This is a genomic window from Jiangella endophytica, assembly GCF_003427025.1.
Lineage (GTDB): Bacteria > Actinomycetota > Actinomycetes > Jiangellales > Jiangellaceae > Jiangella > Jiangella endophytica.
The window spans coordinates 1-21017 of the sequence record NZ_QVAI01000019.1 but is presented as its reverse complement, the minus strand read 5'-3'; the positions used below and the strand labels follow the sequence as shown (position 1 = coordinate 21017).

Below are 21017 nucleotides of genomic sequence, written 5' to 3'. Positions count from 1 at the left end.
TGGGTGAGACTGTGAGACGCAGACCGTAATACCGGTCTATACCGCTGTCAATCCCCGGCGCGTCCACCTGCGCCGGAGGAAGCGGTCCGTAGGATGACGTCAACCTGGTCGAGCAAGGGAGCCGCACCGTGCCAAGGCCGCGACATGAGCCGAACGACGTCGCGCCGGACGTGTTCACGACCGGAGACCGCGCGAAGGGCGCACACATCAAGGACGTGCTGGCGTCGCTGGTGCAACGCTCGCGCGACGGGTCGCTGCTGCCGTCCGAGCGCGTGCTGGCCGAGCGGTTCGGGGTGGCCCGCATGACCGTGCGCGGCGCCATCAACGACCTGGAGGCACGCGGGCTGGTCCGCCGGGTCTCCGGGCGCGGAACGTTCGTGCAGCGGCCGACGCTGACGCACTCCGAGATCTTCCGGTCGTTCAGTCAGGACATGCGCAACCGCGGCATGAACCCCGGTTCGCGCAGCTACCGGGCCCGGACCCGCCCCGCGACCCGCGACATCGCCGACCGGCTGGGCGTCGAGACCGGCGCGCCGGTGCACTCCATCGAGCGCATCCGCACCGCCGACGGCACCCCCATGGCGCTGGAGCGGACCAACCTGTCGGCCGCCCGGTTCGGCAACCTGCTCGCGGTGATGAACCGGGACGAGTCGCTGTACGACGTGCTGGCCAGGGCGTTCGGCGTGCGACTGGAGTCGGCCGAGCAGACCGTGTCGATCGCGCGGCTCAGCCCGGCCGAGGCCAAGCGGCTGGAGGTCCCGGAGTACGACCCCGCGTTCCTCATCGAGCGCGTGTCGGTCGACAACATGGGCAACGTCGTCGAGTTCGGCCGCTCCCTCTACCGCGGCGACCGCTACGCCATCCAGATGCACGTCAGCCGCCCCGCCGGCAGCTGAGCGGCCGGCGAGCGAGCTCGCCCGCACGTCCTCGGATCGGCGCCGCCGATCGCGCCGCGAGTTCCCGCCCGCCCGCTCCCGGACCTCTGGTCAACTCCTTCACCGCCTGTTACGCTCCGCCGAAAATACCGGTCTAGACAGGAATCGAGACCCCTGGAGGCGGAGTGAGGATCACGCTCGTAGCGCTGGCGGCAACTGCCTGCGCAGCCCTGGTCGCCCCGATCGCGGCCACGGCCACGGAGGCGCCGGCGGCCGCGAGGCAGCAGGAGACGAACGTCCGCATGCTCGACTTCAACTTCGCCGGCAACGGGTTCAACGGCGGCAGCACCGGCGCCCCGGTGACCGACGCGGTGCGGAAGGTCGTCGACGAGCAGGCGGAGATCGTCGGCCTCAACGAGATGTGTTACACGCAGTGGGTCGCGATGCGCGACCAGCTGAAGGCCGAGCCCGGGTACGAGGGCCTGACCGAGCACGTCGTCGTCACCAACTACAACATCCCCAACTGCTACGACCCGGTCGTCAACCCCGGCGGCTGGTACGTGATGGGCCTGTTCAGCAAGTACGACTCCGACGAGGTCATGTTCGGCGACACCCCGTACCTCGACCTCGGGTACCACTACCGGCAGCGGTACCGGAAGCTGGTCTGCGGCGACGTCGACATCCCCGGCGCGACCGTCGTCCGCGCCTGCGTCACGCACACCGAGGTGCCGCTGCCGCTGATCAACGAGACGTCGTTCCCGAACGACCCGGACATCGCCGACGACCCGCTCTACGGACGGTCGATCAACTACGCACAGGCGAAGGTCATCGCCGAGGCGATCACGCCGATGGCGGACGAGCTGCCCGTCGCGCTGATGGGCGACCTCAACGAGCTGCCGTTCCTGCCGTCGCTGGACTTCTTCTACCGCCGCTGCGGCGGCAGGGGCGTCTTCGAGGAGGTCGACGGCCGCGACCCGCGCTGGCCGGTGATCCGCCGGTTCAACCTCGGCACCGAGGCCTGCCCGCACCGGCAGGGCGAGTGGACGATGGGCGCGGAAGGCCGTCCGGACGTCTACGACAAGCCGTACGAGAGCAACCGGAAGATCGACTATATCTTCGTCGACACCCGGCACTTCGTGGTCGGCCCGGAGTCCGGCCGAGTGATCTCGACGCCGTTCTCCGACCACCGCATCGTCGTCGGCGACGTCACGTTGAAGCACTGAGAGGAGCGACCATGCGGCAGAGCGGACGACTTCTGGCCGCGGGCGTCACGACCCTGGTCCTGCTGGCCGGCGCGGCGGCGCCGGCCGGCGGGACGGGGGCGCACGACGACTTCCGCGTCCTGCCCTACCTGCAGAGTCCCAGCAGCGAAGGCATCCGCATCACCTGGTTCACCGAGACCGACGAGCCCGGACGGCTCACCGTCCGCGGCCCCGGCATCCGCGGCAGCCTGACCGTCGACGTCGGCGGGACACCGCAGCCGGAGCTGGCCTACACCGCCGCCGAGCGGGCGCAGCGGATCCCGGGGCTGGAGCCGGGCTCGTGGCTGCTCGGCGAGGAGAACTACAAGCACACCGAGCTGGTCGGCGGGCTGCGGCCGGGCACCCGGTACACGTACACCGTCGAGCAGGGCGGCTCGACGTTCCGCGGCCGGTTCGAGACGGCGCCCACCGCCGACGACTGGCGGCAGGTCCGGCTGATCGCGCTGTCGGACTCCGAGACCGAGCCGCTGGGCCGGGTGCAGAAGCGCGAGTGGGCACCCGGCGCGGGCGCCGCCGGCCGTCCGTCGGCCGAGGCGGGGTCGGCCTGGGACCAGGTGCACGGGACGACGACGCTGTCCGGCACCCGAGTGCTGCGCTACCCGCTCACCGAGGACGAAGGGCTGCGCCGCAACCTCGCCGCCATCGAGCAGCGCTCGCCCGACGCCGTGCTGTTCACCGGCGACCTCGTCCAGGGCGGCGGCTACCAGCCCGGCTGGGACGAGTTCTTCCGCAGCACCGCCGGCGACGGCGGTGACCTGCTGACGTCGGTGCCGATCCTGCCCGCGTTCGGGAACTGGGAGAGCTTCGGCGCGCTCAACGGCGGATACGGCACGCCGGACGACCGCAGCCCGGTCGTGCGGTCGCGGGCGAAGTTCCACGCCTACTTCGACGCGCCCGCCAACGGCACCCCGGAGCACCAGGACAACTACTACCGGGTCGACTACGGTCCGGTCACCGTCCTCACGCTGGACAGCAACAACGGGCAGCCGGACGACCTCGCGGCGAACCACCCGGCCGAGGACAAGTTGACCGGCCGCGAGTACACCGGGCCGGGCACCGACACGCAGGAGAACTTCACCCGCGAGCAGTACGAGGCGGCCGGCGGCACCGACCTGTCCGACTTCGGCCCCGGCAGCGTGCAGTGGACCTGGGCGGAGCGGCAGCTCGCCGACGCGCGGGCGGCCGGGCAGATCGTCCTCGTCCAGTTCCACCACGTCCCGTACAGCTCCGGCGAGCACGGACTGCCGATGAACCACGCGCTCACGTCCGGCCAGGGCGGCACGCCGATGCGGGTGTACCACCCGCTGTTCGAGGAGTACGGCGTCGCGGCGGTCATCTCCGGGCACAGCGAGATGTTCGAGCGCAGCTTCGTCGACGAGGACGGCGACGGCACCGGCGTGCACTACTACGACGTCGGCGTGGCCGGCGACGGCCTGCGCGGCGTGCGTCGCGAGGGCACGACGCTGGACACCCCGCCGCTGCGCTACAACGCGTTCAGCCGGTGGACCGCCGACCAGAGCGAGACCGAGCAGTGGGTCGTCCGCGACGGCGCCCCGCGGCTCCAGGCGGGCGGCAAGCACTACGGCCACCTGGAGATCGACGTCGAGCGGGTCCGCGGCGACGACGGCCGGATCGCCCGGATCACCCTCACGCCGGTCCACCTGTTCCCCGTCCTCGACGACGAGCTGACGGTGACGCGGACCGAGCGGCGCACCTACGGCGACGAGATCGTCATCGACATCGGTCCCGACGGCCGGCCCCTCGACTGACCACGATCGCCGCGGTGTTCGCTCTGGGCACCGCGGCGGGTCAATACGTCATAGCCAGGAGGAACCTGACGTCCCGATGTCTCTGTCATTGAGACATCGGGACACAGGTCATGATCCGACGGTCAGCTCTGCCCGGAGACCCGGATAGGGGTCATACAGCGGCTCGCGGGACGCCCGGGCTTCCGCCCGCACGTCCTGCAGCGGGCCGGCCGCGATGTAGTAGCGCCCTCGGGTGGCCCCGCGCGCCTCCAGCAAGCCGATGTCGACGAGTCGGCCGAGGTCACGGGTGGCGGTGCGTTCCTCGAGTTCTGCCTGTTTGAGGTAGGTGGAGCGACGGACCCGATAGCCCAGAACCGCCTCGTACAGCACCTCGGTCACCCGCTCGTGGAGCCCATGCTCGGCCACGATCCGGTCGAGCATCACCCAGATCGCTGCGGCCTCATGGAGGCGGCGTTCGACTGTCTGCGCCTGCATGTGGTGCGCGCGCAGCATGAAGCGCACCCAAAGGGCGGTGTCACCTTCGGGGCGCCACGCACCCTGGCCGGTCTGAGCAAGCACGCGGTAGTAGTCCTCGGTGTTGCCTCCGAGCCACTCCTCGACGCTGGAGAACGGCGGCTCGACGATCTCCTCGCGCGATAACACCAAGGTCTGCAGGGCTCTGGCCATCCGGCCGTTTCCGTCCCGGAAGGGATGGATCATGACCAGGTTCAAGTGGGCCATGGCCGCTCGCACGATCGGATCCGCCCCGTTACTCTCGCGCAGATCGTCGACCAGCTCATCCACCAGCGCAGGCACGAGTGTCGCATCCGGTCCCTCGTAGACGATCCGCTCCTCATGGTCGTCGCGGACGTAGATGGGACCGGAACGGTACTGGCCCGGGCTCTTGGAGAGCGCATGCGACAGCATCATGAAGTGCATGCCCCGGAGAGCCGACACATCGATGGCGAAGTGCGGATCGCTGGCCATCTGGAGGACGTAGCCCAGCGCCTGACGGTAACCACGGATCTCGGCGAACGTCTGCTGGTCGGCGCTCAGCGGCTCCTCGTCATCCAGCGCCGCGGCAGCGTCGTCGATCTCGACGTTGTAGCCCTCGATGCTGTTCGAGCCGCGAATCGCCCGGGCGAGCATGGTCCGGCGCAGTCCGCCCTGCCAACGTCGGGGAGTCCGCAGCACATCGGCGAGACGGCCACGTGAGGCGTGAATCTCCTCGAGGACGACTGTGTCTTCGCGGCTGGGTTCCGGTGGTCGAAAGATCATGTCAATGTCCCGTTGTCTCTATCATTCGGACATCGACTATAACAGCGGCCGAATGATAGAGACAACGGGACATTGACATGGGTCAATGCCCTGCGGGTCAGCTCTGCAGCCGCTCCAGGATGAGCTCGCGGGCGCGCTTGGCGTCGGCCTGGCCCTTGGTGGCCTTCATGATCGCGCCGATCAGCGCGCCGACGGCGCCCAGGTTGCCGCCGCGGATCTTCTCGGCGACGTCGGGCTGGGCGGCGATGGCCTCGTCGACGGCGGCGCCCAGCGCGGCGTCGTCGTTGACGAGGACCAGGCCGCGCGCGGCGACGACCTCGTCGGGCGTGCCCTCACCGGCCAGCACGCCCTCGACCACCTGGCGGGCCAGCTTGTCGTTGAGCGCGCCCTCGGCGATCAGCGCCTCGACCCGCGCGACGTCGCCGGGGGCGATGCCGGCGTCGTCGAGCGCGACGCCGCGCTCGTTGGCGACCCGGGCGACCTCGCCCAGCCACCACTTCTTCGCGCCGCCCGCGGACGCTCCCGCGGCCACCGTCGCGTCGACCAGGGCCACGGCCCCGGCGTTGACGACGTCGCGCATCTCGAGGTCGGTGAAGCCCCAGTCGGCCTGCAGCCGGGCGCGGCGCTCCGACGGCGGCTCGGGCAGCGTGCCGCGCAGCTCGTCGACCCATTCGCGCGACGGCGCGACCGGAACGAGATCGGGCTCCGGGAAGTACCGGTAGTCCTCGGCCTCCTCCTTGACCCGCCCGGCGGTGGTCTCGCCGGTGTCCTCGTGCCAGTGCCGGGTCTCCTGGACGATCGTGCCGCCGGACGAGATGACAGCGGCCTGGCGGCGGATCTCGTAGGTGACCGCCCGCTCGACCGACCGCAGCGAGTTGACGTTCTTCGTCTCGGTGCGGGTGCCGTACGGGTCGCCGGGCAGCCGCAGCGACACGTTGGCGTCGCAACGCAGCTGGCCCAGCTCCATGCGCGCCTCGGAGACGCCGAGCGCCCGGATCAGCTCGCGCAGCTCGGTGACGTACGCCCGCGCCACGGCCGGCGCGACGGCGGCCGGCACCTCGATCGGCTTGGTGACGATCTCGATCAGCGGAATGCCGGAGCGGTTGTAGTCGAGCAGCGAGTGGCTGGCGCCGTGGATGCGGCCGGTGGCGCCGCCGACGTGCAGCGACTTGCCGGTGTCCTCCTCCATGTGCGCCCGCTCGATGCCGATCCGATAGGTCTCGCCGTCGACGGTGATGTCGAGATAGCCGTCGAACGCGATGGGCTCGTCGTACTGCGAGGTCTGGAAGTTCTTCGGCATGTCCGGGTAGAAGTAGTTCTTCCGGGCGAACCGGCACCACTCGGCGATGCTGCAGTTCAGCGCCAGGCCGATGCGGATGGCCGACTCGACGGCCGTGCGGTTGACCACCGGCAGCGACCCGGGCAGGCCCAGGCAGACCGGGCAGACCTGGGAGTTCGGCTCGCCGCCGAACGCCGTCGAGCAGCCGCAGAACATCTTCGTGGCGGTGCCGAGCTCGACGTGCACCTCCATGCCCATGACGGGCTCGTACGTCGCGATGGCCTCGTCGAACGAGGGCAGCGCCGTGGTGACGGTCATTCGTCGTCCTTCAACTCGACCAGGGGTTTGTCGGCGGCCTGCGCCTCGCGGATCTCGCGCACGACGATCGCGACGGTGATGGCGACCGACAGGATGCTGAGGACGGCGTCGACCATGCGCAGCTTGTCGCCCTCGCGGCGGGCCTTGGTGAGGCTGCGCGCGGCGCCCACCGCGCCCAGCGCCGAGCCCCCGAACTTGGCCAGGTACTTGACGTTCACGGTGCGATCCCCTCCAACGCGGGTGCCTGTTCCAGCAACGTTCCCCCCCACTGCGCGGCGTATGCGGCCTCGACGGCAGCGCCGACCAGATAGAGGCGGTCGTCGGCCATGACCGGCGCCATGACGTGCAGGCCGACCGGCAGGCCGTCCTCGTCGGCCAGCCCGGCCGGGAACGACGCCGACGCGTTGCCGGCGAGGTTGCTCGGGATGGTGCACAGGTCGTTCATGTACATGGCCAGGGGGTCGTCGACCTTCTCGCCGATGGGGAACGCCGTGGTGGGCGTCGTGGGCGAGACGAGGACGTCGACCTGCGCGAACGCGGCCTCGAAGTCGCGCGCGATGAGCGTGCGGACCTTCTGCGCCTGCCCGTAGTAGGCGTCGTAGTAGCCCGACGAGAGCGCGTAGGTGCCGAGCATGATGCGCCGCTTCGCCTCGGCTCCGAAGCCCTGGCCGCGGGTGAGGCTCATGACCTCCTCGGCGCTGCGGGTGCCGTCGTCGCCGACGCGCAGGCCGTAGCGCATGGCGTCGAAGCGGGCCAGGTTGGACGACACCTCGCTCGGCAGGATCAGGTAGTAGGCGGCCAGGCCGTAGGCGAAGTGCGGGCAGGACACCTCGACGACCTCGGCGCCCAGCTTCGACAGCAGCGCGACGGCGTCGTTGAACCGGGCCTCGACGCCGGCCTGGTAGCCCTCGCCGCCGAGCTCCTTCACCACGCCGACCCGCAGGCCGGTGAGGTCGCCCTCGGCCCCGCGCCGCGCCGCGGCCACGACGTCGGGCACCTGCTGGGCGATGCTGGTGGAGTCGAGTGGGTCGTGGCCCGCGATGACGGTGTGCAGCAGCGCGGCGTCGAGCACCGTCCGGGCGCACGGACCGGCCTGGTCGAGGCTGGACGCGCAGGCGATGAGGCCGTAGCGGCTGACCCCGCCGTAGGTCGGCTTCACGCCGACGGTGCCGGTGACGGCGGCCGGCTGGCGGATCGAGCCGCCGGTGTCGGTGCCGATGGCCAGCGGCGCCTCGAACGCGGCCAGCGCGGCGGCGGACCCGCCGCCGGAGCCGCCCGGGATGCGGGTGAGGTCCCACGGGTTGCGGGTGACGCCGAACGCCGAGTTCTCCGTCGACGAGCCCATGGCGAACTCGTCGAGGTTGGTCTTGCCGAGGATGACGATGCCGGCCTCGCGCATGCGCTGGGTGATGGTGGCGTCGTACGGCGGCCGCCAGCCCTCGAGGATCTTCGAGCCGGCCGTGGTCGGCATGTCGGAGGTGGTGATGACGTCCTTGAGCGCCAGTGGGACGCCGGCCAGCGGGCCCAGCTCCTCGCCGTCGGCGCGCCTGCGGTCGACGGCGGCGGCCGCGGCCAGCGCGCCGTCGGTGTCGACGTGCAGGAACGCGTGCACGCCGGCCTCGGCGGTGCCGTCGACCTCGGCGATGCGGTCGAGGTGGGCCTGCGCGACCTCGACGGCGCTGACCTCGCCGCCCTTGATGGCGGCGGCGAGCTCGGTTGCTTTCGCGCGGGTCAGACGGTTCATCTCGGTCACGCCTCCTCCCCCAGGATCTGCGGCACCCGGAACCGGCCGTCCTCGGCGGCGGGCGCGGCGGCCAGGACGGCCTCGGCGGTCAGGCAGGGACGCGGCTCGTCGGCGCGGAACACGTTGGTCAGCGGCAGCGCGTGCGACGTCGGCGGGATGTCGTCGGCCGCGACCTCGGTGACCTGCGCGACCGCACCGAGGATCTGGTCGAGCTGGCCGGCCAGATGGTCCAGCTCGTCGGGGGCGAGGTCGAGGCGAGCGAGGTGCGCCAGGTGCGCGACCTCCTCGCGGCTGATCGAGGGCATGGCGGACTCCATGGTCGGGAACGGGTCCGATCCTATGGCGACCGGCGGCGGCCGCGCTTGCCAGGTTCGATGTTGCCTCCACGGCACCGGTGAAAGCGCGGTGAAGCAGTCCTGAAGCGGCTCCCGAGCACGATCGTGACCATCGCCCCGGCACGAGGGCGACCATCGATCACGGGGAGAGCTCATGTCCGTCAAGGACGTCATCCGCAACCGCGCGCTGTCCGGCCTCGCGGCCGTCGTCGTCGCCACGGCTACGCTGGCCGCGGCACCGGCGGCGACCGCCACGGCCGCCGCGACCGCCACGACCGCCGCTGCCGCCGAGACGGCCGCCGGCGCGGCCCAGACCGCGGCGACGAAGGCCGGCTGCTACACGAAGCAGAACTACACCGGTGGCCGCTGGCTCAGCGTGCACTTCTGCGCCGGCCTCGTGGACGGGGCGTCCGGCTTCGTCGAGAGGCAGATCTGGCTCGACCGCGCCCGCAGCTCGCGGCCGTCCACGTGGACCCCCCGGCTCGGCCTGCGCAACAGCAGCTACTACACCTCCGACGTCAGGAACTCGGCCGGCTCGTACTGGCGCACCTGCATCAAGGACAACAAGAACCGCATCTACTGCACCGCCTGGCACCGCTGACGGCGTCACGGCTCGAAGCGGTAGCCCATGCTCGGCTCGGTGATGAGGTGCACCGGGTGCGCCGGGTCCGGTTCGAGCTTGCGCCGCAGCTGGGCCGTGTAGACCCGCAGGTACCCGGTCTCCTTCGAGTAGGCCGGACCCCAGACCTCCTGCAGCAGCTGCTGCCGCGACACCAGCGTGCCGGCGTTGCGGACCAGCACCTCCAGCAGGTGCCACTCGGTCGGGGTCAGACGGACGTCGGCGCCGGCCCGGGAGACCTTCTTCCGGGCCAGGTCGATCGACAGCTCGCCGGCGGTCACGACGGCGTCGCCGCCGGCGGGAACCGGCAGCGAACGGCGCCAGGCGGCCCGTAGCCGAGCCAGCAGCTCCTCCATGTCGAACGGCTTGGTGACGTAATCGTCGGCGCCGGCGTCGAGGGCGCGCACCTTGTCGGCGGAGTCCTGCCGGGCGGACAGCACGATGATCGGCACGCTGGTCCAGCCGCGCAGCCCGGCGATCACCTCGATGCCGCTCATGTCCGGCAGGCCGAGGTCGAGCACGACGACGTCGGGGTGACGGTGGGCGGCGGCCTCCAGCGCGCCCCGTCCGTCGGCGGCGGTGACGACGTCCCAGCCGCGGGCCTTGAGGTTGATCGCCAACGCCCGGGTCAGCGCCGCGACGTCGTCGACGACGAGGACGCACGGCCCGGTCACGACCCGGCCTCCGGGTCCAGCGGCAGCCGCAGCACCATCGTCAGCCCGCCGCCGGGGGTGTCGTCGGCGGTGAGCGTGCCGCCGAGCGCCTCGACGAAGCCGCGCGCCACCGCCAGTCCCAGCCCGACCGAGCCGCCCATCCCGGTGGAGCTGTCGCCCAGCCGCTGGAACGGGCGGAACATCGTCGCCTTGCCCACCTCGCCCACCCCCGGCCCGCGGTCGACGACGCGGATGTCGACGGCTCCAGGGACGACCGCCGCGGACACCGTCACCGGCGCGCCCTCCGGCGAGTACCGCACCGCGTTCTCGACGACGTTGGCCAGCGCGCGCTCCAGCAGCCCGGCGTCGGTCGCCAGCAGCGGCAGCGACTCGGACACGTCCAGCACGACCGTCCCCGGCGGCACCGACGCGACCGCCCGCGGCACCACCTCGTCCAGCGCCGTCTCCCCCACGACCGGCCGGACGGTGTCCGTCTCCAGCCGCGACAGGTCGAGCAGGTTGTCGATCAGCCGCTCCAGCGAGTCCGTCGCGGTACCCACGGTGGCCAGCAGCTCGGCCTGGTCGCCGGCGTCGAACACGACGTCGTCCTGGCGCAGGCTGGTGACGCCGGCCTTGATCGCCGCCAGCGGGGTGCGCAGGTCGTGCGAGACGGCGGCCAGCAGCGCCGTGCGGATCGCGTCGCCCTCCTCGAACCGGCGCGCCTCCTCGGCCCGCTCGCTCAGCCGCTCCCGCTCCAGCACGACGGTGGCCTGGGCGGCGAACGCCTCCAGCATGCGGCGGTCGCCTGCCTCGAGCACGGGCCCGCGCAGCGCGAGCGCCAGGGTGTCGGAGATCATCACCTCCGACGAGCCCTCCTCGGGCGACGCGCACGGCCGACCGCCCGCGCACTCCACCGTCGTCCACCGCTCGTGCGCGTCGTGCCGCTCGAGCAGCGTCACCGACTCCATACCGAACCGTTCGCGCAGCCGCTCCAGGATCGCCAGGACGGTGTTCTCGCCGCGCAGCACGCTGCCCGCCAGCGCGCTCAGCGTCTCGGCCTCGGAGCCGGCCCGAGCCGCCTGGATCGTCCGCCGGGCGGCGAGGTCGACGACGGACGCCACCCCGACCGCGACCAGCACGAACACCAGCAGAGCGAACGCGTTCTGCGGGTCGGCGATGGTCCACTCGTAGTAAGGCGGGGTCAGGAACCAGTTGAGCAGCAGGCTGCCGAAGACGGCCGCCGTGACCGCCGGCCACAGCCCGCCGACCAGAGCGACGCCGACGGTCAGCGACAGGAACATCATGATGTCGATCGGCAGCTCGTGGATCTCGCGCAGCGCCACCAGCATCGCCGTCAGCGCGATCGGCCCGAGCGACGCCGCCACCCAGGCCAGCACCCGCCGGTTGCGGCTGAGCACCTCCGCCCGCTGCGGCAGCGTGCCCTGGCCGGCCCGCTCGTGCGTGACGACGTGCACGTCGATCGGGCCGGACTCGCGGACGACGCGGGCGCCGACGCCCTCGCGCAGCGAGAGCTGCCAGCGCGGCCGCCGGCTCACGCCGACGACGACCAGCGCGGCGTTGACGCCGCGGGCGAAGTCGAGGATCGCCTCGGCGACGTCCTCGCCGACGACCTGGTGGAACGTCCCGCCGAGCGTCTCGGCCAGCGTGCGCTGGCTCTCCAGCGCCCCCGGTGGCGCGCCGGTGAGGCCGTCGCTGCGGGAGACGTGGACGGCGACCAGCTCACCCCCGGCGCCCCGGTTGACGATGCGGGCGGCGCGGCGCAGCAGCGTCTCGCCCTCCGGGCCGCCGGTGAGCGCGACGACGACCCGCTCGCGGGTGTGCCACGGCGCCTCGATGCCCTCGTCGACGCGGTACTTCTCCAGCGCGTCGTCGACCCGGTCGGCCAGCCAGAGCAGCGCCAGCTCGCGCAGCGCCGTCAGGTTGCCGACCCGGAAGTAGTTCCCCAGCGCCGCGTCGACCTTCTCCGCCGCGTACACGTTGCCGTGCGCGAGCCGTCGCCGCAGCGCCTCCGGCGACATGTCGACCAGCTCGATCTGGTCGGCCCGCCGGACCACCTCGTCCGGGATCGTCTCGCGCTGCGTCACGCCCGTGATCGACGCGACGACGTCGTTGAGCGATTCCAGGTGCTGGATGTTGACGGTCGTGATGACGTCGATCCCGGCGGCCAGCAGGTCGTCGACGTCCTGCCAGCGCTTGGCGTTCGCCGAGCCGGGCACGTTGGTGTGCGCCAGCTCGTCGACGAGGGCGACCTCGGGGCGGCGGTGCAGGATCGCCCCGAGGTCCATCTCCTCGAACTCGGTGCCGCGGTAGGTCGCCGTCCGCCGCGGGATCACCTCGATCCCGTCGAGCAGGTCCGCGGTGTGCGGCCGCCCGTGCGTCTCGACCAGCCCGGCGACCACGTCGGTGCCGCGCGAGCGCCGCCGGTGGCCCTCCGAGAGCATGTCGAACGTCTTCCCGACGCCGGGAGCGGCACCGAGGTAGACCCGCAGCCGTCCTCGCGTCATGAGCTGCCGAGATCCTCCAGCGCGAGGTTCAACTCGAGCACGTTGACCCGCTCGCCGCCCAGGAAGCCGAGGGTCCGGCCCTGCGTGTGCTCGTCGACCAGCCGCTGTACCTCCGCCGGGTCCAGCCCGCGTGCCCGCGCCACCCGGTTCACCTGGATGTCGGCGTAGGCCGGGGAGATGTGCGGATCCAGGCCGCTGCCCGACGCGGTGACGGCGTCCGGCGGCACGTCGGCGGGGTCGACGCCGTTCTCCTCGGCGACCGCGGCGCGCCGCTCCTCGACGGTGGCCAGCAGCTGCGTGCTCTCCGGCCCGAGGTTGGAGCCACCGCTGGCGAGCGTGTCGTACCCGTCGCCCGCCACCGACGGGCGCGGGTGGAACCACTGCTCGCCGTCGAACGGCTGCCCGATCAGCGACGACCCGACGACCTCGCCGTCGTGCGAGACCAGCGAGCCGTCGGCCTGGTCGCCGAAGGCCAGCTGCGAGACGCCGGTGACGGCCAGCGGATACGCCACGCCCAGGATCACGGTGAACAGCAGCAGGACGCGCAGCCCCGCCCAGCTCTGCCGGATCAGTCCACTCAGGTTCATGGAAGGTTCACACTCCGCACTCAGAGTCCAGGGATCGCCGACACCACGAGGTCGACGAGTTTGATGCCGATGAACGGGACGACGATGCCGCCCAGGCCGTAGACCAGCGCGTTGCGTTGGAGCATCGCCGCGGCGGACAGCGGCCGGTAGCGGACGCCGCGCAGCGCCAGCGGGATCAGCGCCACGATGATCAGGGCGTTGAAGATGACCGCCGACAGGATCGCCGACTGCGGTGTCGACAGCCGCATGATGTTCAGCGTGTCCAGCTGCGGGTAGACCACCGCGAACATCGCCGGGATGATCGCGAAGTACTTCGCGACGTCGTTGGCGATCGAGAAGGTCGTCAGCGCGCCCCGCGTGATGAGCAGCTGTTTGCCGATCTCGACGATCTCGATGAGCTTCGTCGGGTCGGAGTCGAGGTCGACCATGTTGCCGGCCTCTTTGGCCGCCGACGTGCCGGTGTTCATCGCGACGCCGACGTCGGCCTGGGCCAGCGCGGGCGCGTCGTTGGTGCCGTCGCCGGTCATCGCGACGAGCCGCCCGCCGCCCTGCTCACGCTTGATCAGCGCCATCTTGTCCTCGGGCTTGGCCTCGGCGAGGAAGTCGTCGACGCCGGCCTGGTCCGCGATCGCCTTGGCCGTGACCGGGTTGTCGCCGGTGACCATGACGGTGCGGATGCCCATCGCGCGCAGCTCGTCGAACCGCTCGCGCATGCCGTGCTTCACGACGTCGGCGAGGTGGATGACGCCGAGGATCCGCGCCTCACCGTCCAGCAGCTCGGCCACCACCAGCGGGGTGCCGCCGGCCGCGGCGACGCCGTCGACCACGTTGTCGACGCCGAGGTCCGGCTTGCCGCCGTGCTCGCGAACCCAGGCCAGGACGGCGCCGGCGGCGCCCTTGCGGACCTGGTGGCCGTCGGCGAGGTCGACGCCGGACATCCGGGTCTGCGCGGTGAACTCGACGAACGTCGCGCCCGGCAGCTCGCCGGTGTGCCGTTCGCGCAGTCCGTACCGCTGCTTGGCCAGGACGACGACGGAGCGGCCCTCCGGCGTCTGGTCGGCCATGCTGGCCAGCTGCGCGGCGTCGGCGAGGGCGTCCTCGTCGACACCGGCGACGGGCAGCAGTTCGATCGCCTGCCGGTTGCCGAAGGTGATCGTGCCGGTCTTGTCCAGCAGGAGCACGTTGACGTCGCCGGCGGCCTCGACCGCGCGGCCGGACATCGCCAGCACGTTGCGCTGCACCAGCCGGTCCATGCCGGCGATGCCGATGGCCGACAGCAGCGCGCCGATCGTCGTCGGGATCAGGCAGACCAGCAGCGCGACCAGCACGATCATCGACTGCAGCTGGCCGGAGTAGCCGGCGAACGGCTGCAGCGTCACGACCGCGAGCAGGAAGACGATGGTCAGGCTGGCGAGCAGGACGTTCAGCGCGATCTCGTTCGGCGTCTTCTGCCGCGCCGCGCCCTCGACCATCGCGATCATCCGGTCGACGAAGCTCTCGCCCGGCTTCGCGGTGATCTTGACGACGATGCGGTCGGACAACACCTTGGTGCCGCCGGTGACGGCGCTGCGGTCGCCGCCGGACTCGCGGATGACCGGGGCCGACTCGCCCGTGATGGCGGACTCGTCGACACTGGCCACACCCTCGACGACGTCGCCGTCACCGGGGATCACCTCGCCCGCCTCGACGACCACGAGGTCGCCCAGGGTGAGGTCGGAGCTGCTGACCACCTGCTCGGTGCCGTCGAGCCCGCCGGCCAGCCTCCGGGCCGGTGTCTCCTGCTTGGTCGCCCGCAGTGTCGCCGCCTGGGCCCGTCCGCGCCCCTCGGCGACGGCCTCGGCCAGGTTGGCGAAGAGCACGGTGATCCACAGCCAGACGGCGATCCACCACGAGAACGCGCTCGGATCGGTGATCGCCAGCACGGTGGTGAACACCGCGCCGATCTCGACCACGAACATGACCGGTGACTTGATCATCCGCCGCGGGTCGAGCTTGCGGACGGCGTCCGGCAGCGAGGACACCAACTGACGGGGGTCGAAGAGACCGGCGCCGACCCGTGGCGCGCTCCCGGCCGGCGGGGCCTGGACGGTCGTCACTGTGTGCTTCCTTTCGGATCCGAGGTCGCTCATGCGAGCGCCACCGCGATCGGTCCCAGCGCCAGCGCCGGGAAGAACGTCAGGCCGGCCACGATGATCACCGTGACGGAGTGCAGCCCGACGAAGAGCGGACGGTGCGTGGGCAGCGTCCCGGCGGTCACCGGGGTGGGCCGCTGCCGGGCCAGTGCGCCGGCCAGCGCGAGCACCAGCACCATCGTCGTGAACCGGCCGATCAGCATCGCCAGGCCGAGCGCGGTGTTGTAGTACTCGGTGTTCGCGGAGAGCCCGGCGAACGCGCTGCCGTTGTTGTTCGCGCCGGAGGCGAACGCGTACAGGATCTCCGACAGGCCCTGCGGGCCGTCGTTCAGCAGCGACGCCCTGGTGGTGTCGAACGACGCCGCGACGGCCGCGCCGATGAGCAGCGCGAACGGCATCGCCAGGATGTACAGGGCGACCAGCGAGATCTCGTACCGGCCGATCTTCTTGCCCAGGTACTCCGGCGTCCGCCCGACCATCAGCCCGGCCAGGAAGACGGCCAGGATGGCCAGGACGACCATGCCGTAGAGGCCGCTGCCCACGCCTCCGGGCGAGACCTCGCCCAGCATCATGTTGAGCATCACCACGCCGCCGCCGGCGCCGGTGTAGCTGGCGTGCATCGAGTTGACGGCGCCGGTGGACGTGCCGGTGGTCGAGTTCGCGAACAGCGCCGACGCCCAGACGTCGAAGCGGACCTCCTTGCCCTCGGTGGCCGCGCCGACCGCCTGCGGCACCGTGCCGGCGTGGTGCACCTCGGCTGCGGTGACGGCGACCAGTGCGGCGCCCCAGAGCACGGCCATCGCGGCCAGCACCGCGTAACCCTGCCGCTTGTCCTTGACCATGACGCCGTACGTGCGGGCCAGGGCCACCGGGATCACCAGCAGCAGGAAGATCTCCAGCAGGTTGGTGAGCGCGTTCGGGTTCTCGAACGGGTGCGCCGAGTTGGCGTTGAAGAAGCCGCCGCCGTTGGTGCCGAGCAGCTTGATGACCTCCTGCGAGGCCACCGGCCCGCCCAGCACCGATTGGGCGGCGCCGCCCAGCGTGGTGACCTCGTAGGGCGCGGTGAAGTTCTGCACCACCCCGCCGGCCACCAGCACCAGCGCGAACACGAACGCGATCGGCAGCAGGATGCGGACGGTGCCGCGGGTGAGGTCGACCCAGAAGTTGCCGAGCCGGTCGGTGCGGTGCCGGGTCAGCCCGCGGATCAGCGCGATGGCCACCGCGAGGCCGACCGCCGCGGACAGGAAGTTCTGGACGGCGAGACCGGCCATCTGGGCGGTGTAGCCGAGCGTGGACTCACCCGCGTACGACTGCCAGTTGGTGTTCGCGACGAACGAGGTCGCCGTGTTGAAGGCCAGGTCCGGCGGCATGCCGTCGAAGCCGAGCGACATCGGCAGCAGGTCCTGCACCCGCAGCATCGCGTACAGCAGCAGCACGGAGACCGCGGAGAAGCCCAGCACCGAGAGCAGGTACGTGCTCCAGCGCTGGTCCGCCTCCGGGTCCACCCGGACGATCCGGTAGAAGGCGCGTTCGACGGCGAGGTGGCGCGTCGACGTGAACACCCGCGCCATGTAGTCGCCCAGCGGCCGGAACGCCACGGCCAGCAGGACGAGGAGCAGGGCGATCTGCAGCAGGCCCGCCGCGGTGGCGCTCATCAGAAACGCTCCGGGAAGAGCAGGGCCACCAGCAGGTAGCCGACCAGCAGCACGGCCACGATGAGGCCGACGACGTTCTCGGCGGTCACGGGCGGACCTCCGGACGGGCCGGCGCCTCGACGGCGGCGTCGGCCGAAGCGGCGTCGGCCGAAGCGGCGTCGGCGTCGACGCCGTACCGCCGCCCGAGCCGGTCAACGCCCGCACCGAGGAGGGCCATCGCGATGAAGAAGATCACCGTGAGGCCGATGAAGGCGACGTCTTGCATGGACACCCCTGAGGGAAGCTCAGGCCCCGCCGATCGGGGCCAGCGTTGGTACACAACCACCTGAAGGCGCTGGTCGCGGCGTGGTTAGCGGCCTCTTAGCGGCTCCGGGCGGGTGTCTTGACGCCGCGTTAGCGGCGCACGGGGGTGGGGCTGTCCCCACCATCGAGAGTGGAGTGGGCCTCGCTGTGCCGGCGGCCGTGGCGGACCAGGCTTGACCCGTGCCCTCCACCGCCCCGCCGGCCCGGTTCGCGACCGTGCTCGGCCTCGCCGCGGTGGCGCTCGTCGTCGCCCTGCACTGGGTACTGCCGGTCACCGATCCGCAGTCCGGCCGGGTGACGGCGGCGAGCGCCGCGGCCGTCGTGCTCGCGGCGCCGCTCGCACTGCTCGCGGCCGGCATCGCGGGCTCCGGCGGGCTGCCGCTGCTGGCCCGGGCGGCGGTGCCGTTCGCCGTCGTCGCGGTGCCGCTGATCGACGGCGCGGCCCGGCTGCTGTGGCTTCCGGCCGCACTGGCGGTACTGACGACGGCCCGACCGGCGCTGGTCCGGCTGCACGCGCGCGGACGCGGCGCCGAACTGGCGGCGACGGCCGCGGCGGCGATGCTGGCCGACCTCGCGGGGTCGCCGGTGGCGGTGGTCGCGGCGGTGTGGCTGGCGGCGTACCAGACCGGCGTCCTGGTCCGCGCCGGCACGCTGGACCGGCTGCGTCCGGGGCACGCGCTGACGGTCGCCGCCGCGGGCGCCACGGTCGGCGCGGCCGGGGTACTGGCGGCGGCGCTGGGCGGGTCGGGGTGGGGTGGCGGAGGCGCCGGGCCGGTGCCGTCGGCCACGGTGCTGCTCGGCTGCACGGCGGCGCAGCTGGGGCTGGCGCTGGCCGCGCGGCCGCTCCTGGACCGGTGGACGGCCGGTGCGCCGGTGACCGCCGGGCTGGCCTGGCTGGGGCCGCGGCTGGTCGCCGTCTACCTGTGGCAGCTGCCCGCGGTCGCGCTGGTGGCCGCCGTCGCGGTCCGGGTGGCCGGGTACGCGCCGCCGACGGCGTTCGACGCGCGGTGGCGCTCGGACCTGCCCTGGTGGCTGCTCTGCGCGGCCGTCGCGCTGACGACGGCGGTACACCTCATCGGCCGGGTGGGGACAGCCCCACCTCGCACTCACCGGGTGACCGGCTCGTCTACCCTGCAATCACACGGAAGGCTGGAGGCATGAACACGCAGATCACCGACCGGCCGCGGGCCGGCTGGCGGCAGGTCCCCCGGGACCTCGCCTACCTGCTGCCGGGGCTCCCCATCGCGATCGCCTCCTTCACCATCATGGTGACCGGGTTCTTCCTCGGCGCCGGGTTGTTCGTCCTGGCGTTCCTCGGCCTGATCGTGTGGATCGCCATGCTCGGCACCGCGCGCGGGTTCGGCGTCGCCGAGCGGGCCCGGGTCGCCCTCATGGAGGACCGGCCGGTGGGCCCGGCCTACCACCGGCCCGCGTCCGGCAAGGGCCTGGGCCGGCTGTTCAGCTACCTGCGCGACCCGCTGGCCTGGCGCGAGTGGGGCTTCGGCATCCTCATCCTGCCGATCCGCTGCTTCACCTGGAGCATGACCATCGCGTGGACGTCCGCCGCGCTGGGCGGCACCACGTACGTCCTGTGGGAGTGGTCGCTGCCGCGCGACGACCCGGGCAACGAGACGCTGGCCGAGCTGATCGGCCTCGGCGACGGCCGGCTCGCCGACGTCGCGCTGAACACCGCCATCGGCCTGGTCTTCCTGGTCACGTTGCCGTACGTGCTGCGTGCCTTCGCGCTCACGGAGTCCTCGCTGGTCTGGGCCATGCTGACGAACGAGAACGCGGCGCTGCGGGCCCGTGCCGACGAACTGAGCCGCAGCCGCCAGGCGGTCGTGCAGGCCGAGGCCGACACCCTGCGCCGGGTCGAGCGCGACATCCACGACGGCCCGCAGCAGCGCCTCGTCCGGCTCACCATGGACCTCGAGTCCGCGCAGCGCCGCTTCGAGGACGACCCGGAGGCCGCGCGGCCGCTGCTCGAGGGCGCCGTCACGCAGACCAAGGAGGCGCTGGCCGAGTTGCGCGCCGTCTCCCGCGGCATCGCCCCGCCGATCCTCACCGACCGCGGGCTGCCGGCCGCCCTGGCCGCCGCGACCGCCCGGTGCCCCGTCCCGACCACGCTCGACGTCGGGCCCGACCTCGCTGAGCGGCTGCCGTCGGCCATCGAGAACGCGGCCTACTTCGTGGTCACCGAGTCGCTGACCAACGTCGCCAAGCACTCGCAGGCGTCGGCCTGCGCGGTGTCGGTGGTCCGGGTCGACGACGTCCTGCACGTCCAGATCGCCGACGACGGCCGAGGCGGCGCGCACCTGGGCAAGGGGCACGGCCTGGCCGGGCTCGCCGACCGGCTGGCCGGCGTCGACGGCCGGCTCGACATCGTCAGCCCGCCCGCCGGCGGCACCACCGTCACCGCCGAACTGCCCATCCCGGCCGCGAGCACCACACGATGAGCGACGACGCCCCCCGGCCCCGGGTGACCTGGCGGCAGATCGGCCGTGACCTCGGCTATCTGCTGCCGGGCCTGCCCATCGCCATCGCCTCCTTCACGCTGATGGTCACCGGGTTCTTCCTCGGCATCGGCCTGGTCGTGCTGGCCTTCGTCGGCCTGCTCATCCTGATGGCGACGCTGCTGACGGCGCGCGGGTTCGCCCGGGCCGAGCGGGCCCGCGTCGGGCTCATGGAGCGGCGCGAGGTCGGGCCGGTGTACTACCAGCCGGCCCGCGAGCGCGGCCTGTCCGGCGTGCTGGAGGTCCTGCGGGACCGGCAGTCGTGGCGCGACTGGCTGTACTGCGTGCTGATCCTGCCCGTGCGGGTCTTCACCTGGTCGGTCACGATGGTCTGGCTGGGGCTGACCATCGGGCTGTCGCCACTGATCGCGCTCGCCTGGGCCATCGCCGGTGGCGGCGGGTTCCGTGGGCTGCCGCTGGCGCTGGCGCACATCCTGCGCGGCATCGCGGTGCTGGAGTCGTCGCTGGTGTGGGGGCTGCTGACGAACGAGACGGCGGCGCTGCGGGTGCGCACCGAGCAGCTGAGCCGCAGCCGTCAGTCCGTCGTCGCCGCCGAGGCCGAGATGCTGCGCCGGGTCGAGCGCGACATCCACGACGGCCCGCAGCAGCGCCTCGTCCGGCTCACCATGGACCTCGAGTCCGCGCAGCGCCGCTTCGACGACGACCCGCAGGCCGCACGGCCGCTCGTCGAGGAGGCGGTGCAGCAGACCAAGGAGGCGCTGGCCGAGCTGCGCGCCGTCTCCCGCGGCATCGCGCCGCCGATCCTCACCGACCGCGGCCTGCCCGCGGCGCTGGCCGCGGCCACGGCCCGCTGCCCCGTCCCCACCACCCTCGACGTCGACCTCGCCGACGGCGAGCGGCTGCCGGCGGCGGTGGAGAACGCGGCCTACTTCGTGGTCACGGAGTCGCTGACCAACGTCGCGAAGCACGCCGACGCGTCGGCCTGCGCGGTGTCGGTGCTCCGGGTCGGCGACGCGTTGCACGTCCAGGTCTCCGACGACGGCCGGGGCGGTGCCCACCTGGGCAAGGGACACGGTCTCGCCGGCCTGGCGGACCGCCTCGCCGGCGTCGACGGCCGGCTGGACCTCGCCAGCCCGCCCGGCGCCGGGACCACAGTGTCGGCCGAGCTCCCCCTTCCCGTCGCCGGCTGACGCCGGTCCGGGACACCGTTCGGGGCCCTCAGTCGAGGTC

General features: G+C 72.3%; 19 protein-coding genes. 7 read left to right on the top strand and 12 right to left on the bottom strand.

The features are described from left to right. Nucleotides 1-128: 128 nt before the first annotated feature. The 3 genes from DZA62_RS28670 (at nt 129) to DZA62_RS28660 (ending at nt 3906) form a co-directional block, all read left to right on the top strand. Nucleotides 129-896 (top strand): GntR family transcriptional regulator, encoded by a 768-nt coding sequence (locus DZA62_RS28670; RefSeq protein WP_116952381.1) that lies wholly within the window; start codon nt 129-131, stop codon nt 894-896. A gap of 164 nt (nt 897-1060) precedes the next feature. Next, entirely contained in the window at nt 1061-2098 is a 1038-nt protein-coding gene (locus DZA62_RS28665) for an endonuclease/exonuclease/phosphatase family protein (RefSeq protein WP_116952380.1), read from the top strand. An 11-nt stretch (nt 2099-2109) separates the two neighbouring features. Further along, on the top strand, nt 2110-3906 hold the full coding sequence (locus DZA62_RS28660; protein WP_116952379.1) for a metallophosphoesterase family protein: 1797 nt from the start codon (nt 2110-2112) through the stop codon (nt 3904-3906). A gap of 108 nt (nt 3907-4014) precedes the next feature. Here the strand turns inward: DZA62_RS28660 and DZA62_RS28655 are convergent, their stop codons facing one another. The 5 genes from DZA62_RS28655 to gatC all read right to left on the bottom strand — a co-directional run bounded on the left by DZA62_RS28655 (nt 4015) and on the right by gatC (nt 8809). Then, complete coding sequence (locus tag DZA62_RS28655; RefSeq protein ID WP_116952378.1) at nt 4015-5163, bottom strand: Fic family protein; 1149 nt, start codon at nt 5161-5163, stop codon at nt 4015-4017. 97 nt (nt 5164-5260) lie between these two features. Further along, on the bottom strand, nt 5261-6760 hold the full coding sequence (gene gatB / locus DZA62_RS28650; protein ID WP_116952377.1) for an Asp-tRNA(Asn)/Glu-tRNA(Gln) amidotransferase subunit GatB: 1500 nt from the start codon (nt 6758-6760) through the stop codon (nt 5261-5263). After that, nucleotides 6757-6978, bottom strand: a complete 222-nt coding sequence (locus DZA62_RS28645; RefSeq protein ID WP_116952376.1) for a hypothetical protein — start codon at nt 6976-6978, stop codon at nt 6757-6759. The genes gatB and DZA62_RS28645 overlap by 4 nt, the downstream gene beginning before the upstream one ends. Further along, nucleotides 6975-8504 (bottom strand): Asp-tRNA(Asn)/Glu-tRNA(Gln) amidotransferase subunit GatA, encoded by a 1530-nt coding sequence (gene gatA / locus DZA62_RS28640; protein WP_116952486.1) that lies wholly within the window; start codon nt 8502-8504, stop codon nt 6975-6977. The genes DZA62_RS28645 and gatA overlap by 4 nt, the downstream gene beginning before the upstream one ends. 5 nt (nt 8505-8509) lie before the next feature. Beyond that, a complete protein-coding gene (gene gatC, locus DZA62_RS28635) occupies nt 8510-8809 on the bottom strand; it encodes an Asp-tRNA(Asn)/Glu-tRNA(Gln) amidotransferase subunit GatC (RefSeq protein ID WP_116952487.1) in 300 nt (99 codons plus the stop codon). A 184-nt stretch (nt 8810-8993) separates the two neighbouring features. Here gatC and DZA62_RS28630 point away from each other — a divergent pair, with 184 nt between their 5' ends. Beyond that, the gene (locus DZA62_RS28630) at nt 8994-9440 is read left to right on the top strand and encodes a hypothetical protein (RefSeq protein WP_116952375.1); all 447 of its coding nucleotides are present in this window, start codon (nt 8994-8996) and stop codon (nt 9438-9440) included. A gap of 5 nt (nt 9441-9445) precedes the next feature. Here DZA62_RS28630 and DZA62_RS28625 read toward each other — a convergent pair whose 3' ends face one another. Genes DZA62_RS28625 through DZA62_RS28595 form a run of 7 tightly spaced genes read right to left on the bottom strand, consistent with a single transcriptional unit; the run spans nt 9446 to nt 17275 of the window. Further along, nucleotides 9446-10132, bottom strand: a complete 687-nt coding sequence (locus DZA62_RS28625; RefSeq protein ID WP_116952374.1) for a response regulator — start codon at nt 10130-10132, stop codon at nt 9446-9448. Next, the gene (locus DZA62_RS28620) at nt 10129-12636 is read right to left on the bottom strand and encodes a DUF4118 domain-containing protein (protein ID WP_116952373.1); all 2508 of its coding nucleotides are present in this window, start codon (nt 12634-12636) and stop codon (nt 10129-10131) included. The genes DZA62_RS28625 and DZA62_RS28620 overlap by 4 nt, the downstream gene beginning before the upstream one ends. After that, complete coding sequence (gene kdpC, locus DZA62_RS28615; RefSeq protein WP_116952372.1) at nt 12633-13223, bottom strand: potassium-transporting ATPase subunit KdpC; 591 nt, start codon at nt 13221-13223, stop codon at nt 12633-12635. Before kdpC ends, DZA62_RS28620 begins: the two co-directional genes overlap by 4 nt. A 20-nt stretch (nt 13224-13243) precedes the next feature. Next, nucleotides 13244-15352 carry a potassium-transporting ATPase subunit KdpB gene (gene kdpB, locus DZA62_RS28610; protein WP_116952371.1) on the bottom strand — a complete coding sequence of 703 codons (2109 nt, stop codon included), beginning with the start codon at nt 15350-15352 and terminating at the stop codon, nt 13244-13246. Beyond that, nucleotides 15349-17010 (bottom strand): potassium-transporting ATPase subunit KdpA, encoded by a 1662-nt coding sequence (kdpA, locus tag DZA62_RS28605; RefSeq protein ID WP_116952370.1) that lies wholly within the window; start codon nt 17008-17010, stop codon nt 15349-15351. The genes kdpB and kdpA overlap by 4 nt, the downstream gene beginning before the upstream one ends. After that, entirely contained in the window at nt 17010-17099 is a 90-nt protein-coding gene (gene kdpF / locus DZA62_RS28600; RefSeq protein WP_116952369.1) for a K(+)-transporting ATPase subunit F, read from the bottom strand. The genes kdpA and kdpF overlap by 1 nt, the downstream gene beginning before the upstream one ends. Beyond that, nucleotides 17096-17275 (bottom strand): hypothetical protein, encoded by a 180-nt coding sequence (locus DZA62_RS28595; protein ID WP_116952368.1) that lies wholly within the window; start codon nt 17273-17275, stop codon nt 17096-17098. The genes kdpF and DZA62_RS28595 overlap by 4 nt, the downstream gene beginning before the upstream one ends. Before the next feature lie 218 nt (nt 17276-17493). Here DZA62_RS28595 and DZA62_RS28590 point away from each other — a divergent pair, with 218 nt between their 5' ends. From DZA62_RS28590 to DZA62_RS28580, 3 genes are read left to right on the top strand one after another with little or no spacing between them, the layout of a single operon-like run. Then, nucleotides 17494-18474: a hypothetical protein gene (locus DZA62_RS28590; protein ID WP_116952367.1), complete on the top strand. Its 981-nt coding sequence runs from the start codon at nt 17494-17496 to the stop codon at nt 18472-18474. Then, nucleotides 18471-19769: a sensor histidine kinase gene (locus tag DZA62_RS28585; protein WP_116952366.1), complete on the top strand. Its 1299-nt coding sequence runs from the start codon at nt 18471-18473 to the stop codon at nt 19767-19769. Before DZA62_RS28590 ends, DZA62_RS28585 begins: the two co-directional genes overlap by 4 nt. Beyond that, complete coding sequence (locus DZA62_RS28580; protein WP_116952365.1) at nt 19766-20977, top strand: sensor histidine kinase; 1212 nt, start codon at nt 19766-19768, stop codon at nt 20975-20977. The genes DZA62_RS28585 and DZA62_RS28580 overlap by 4 nt, the downstream gene beginning before the upstream one ends. The last annotated feature ends 40 nt before the right edge of the window (nt 20978-21017 follow it).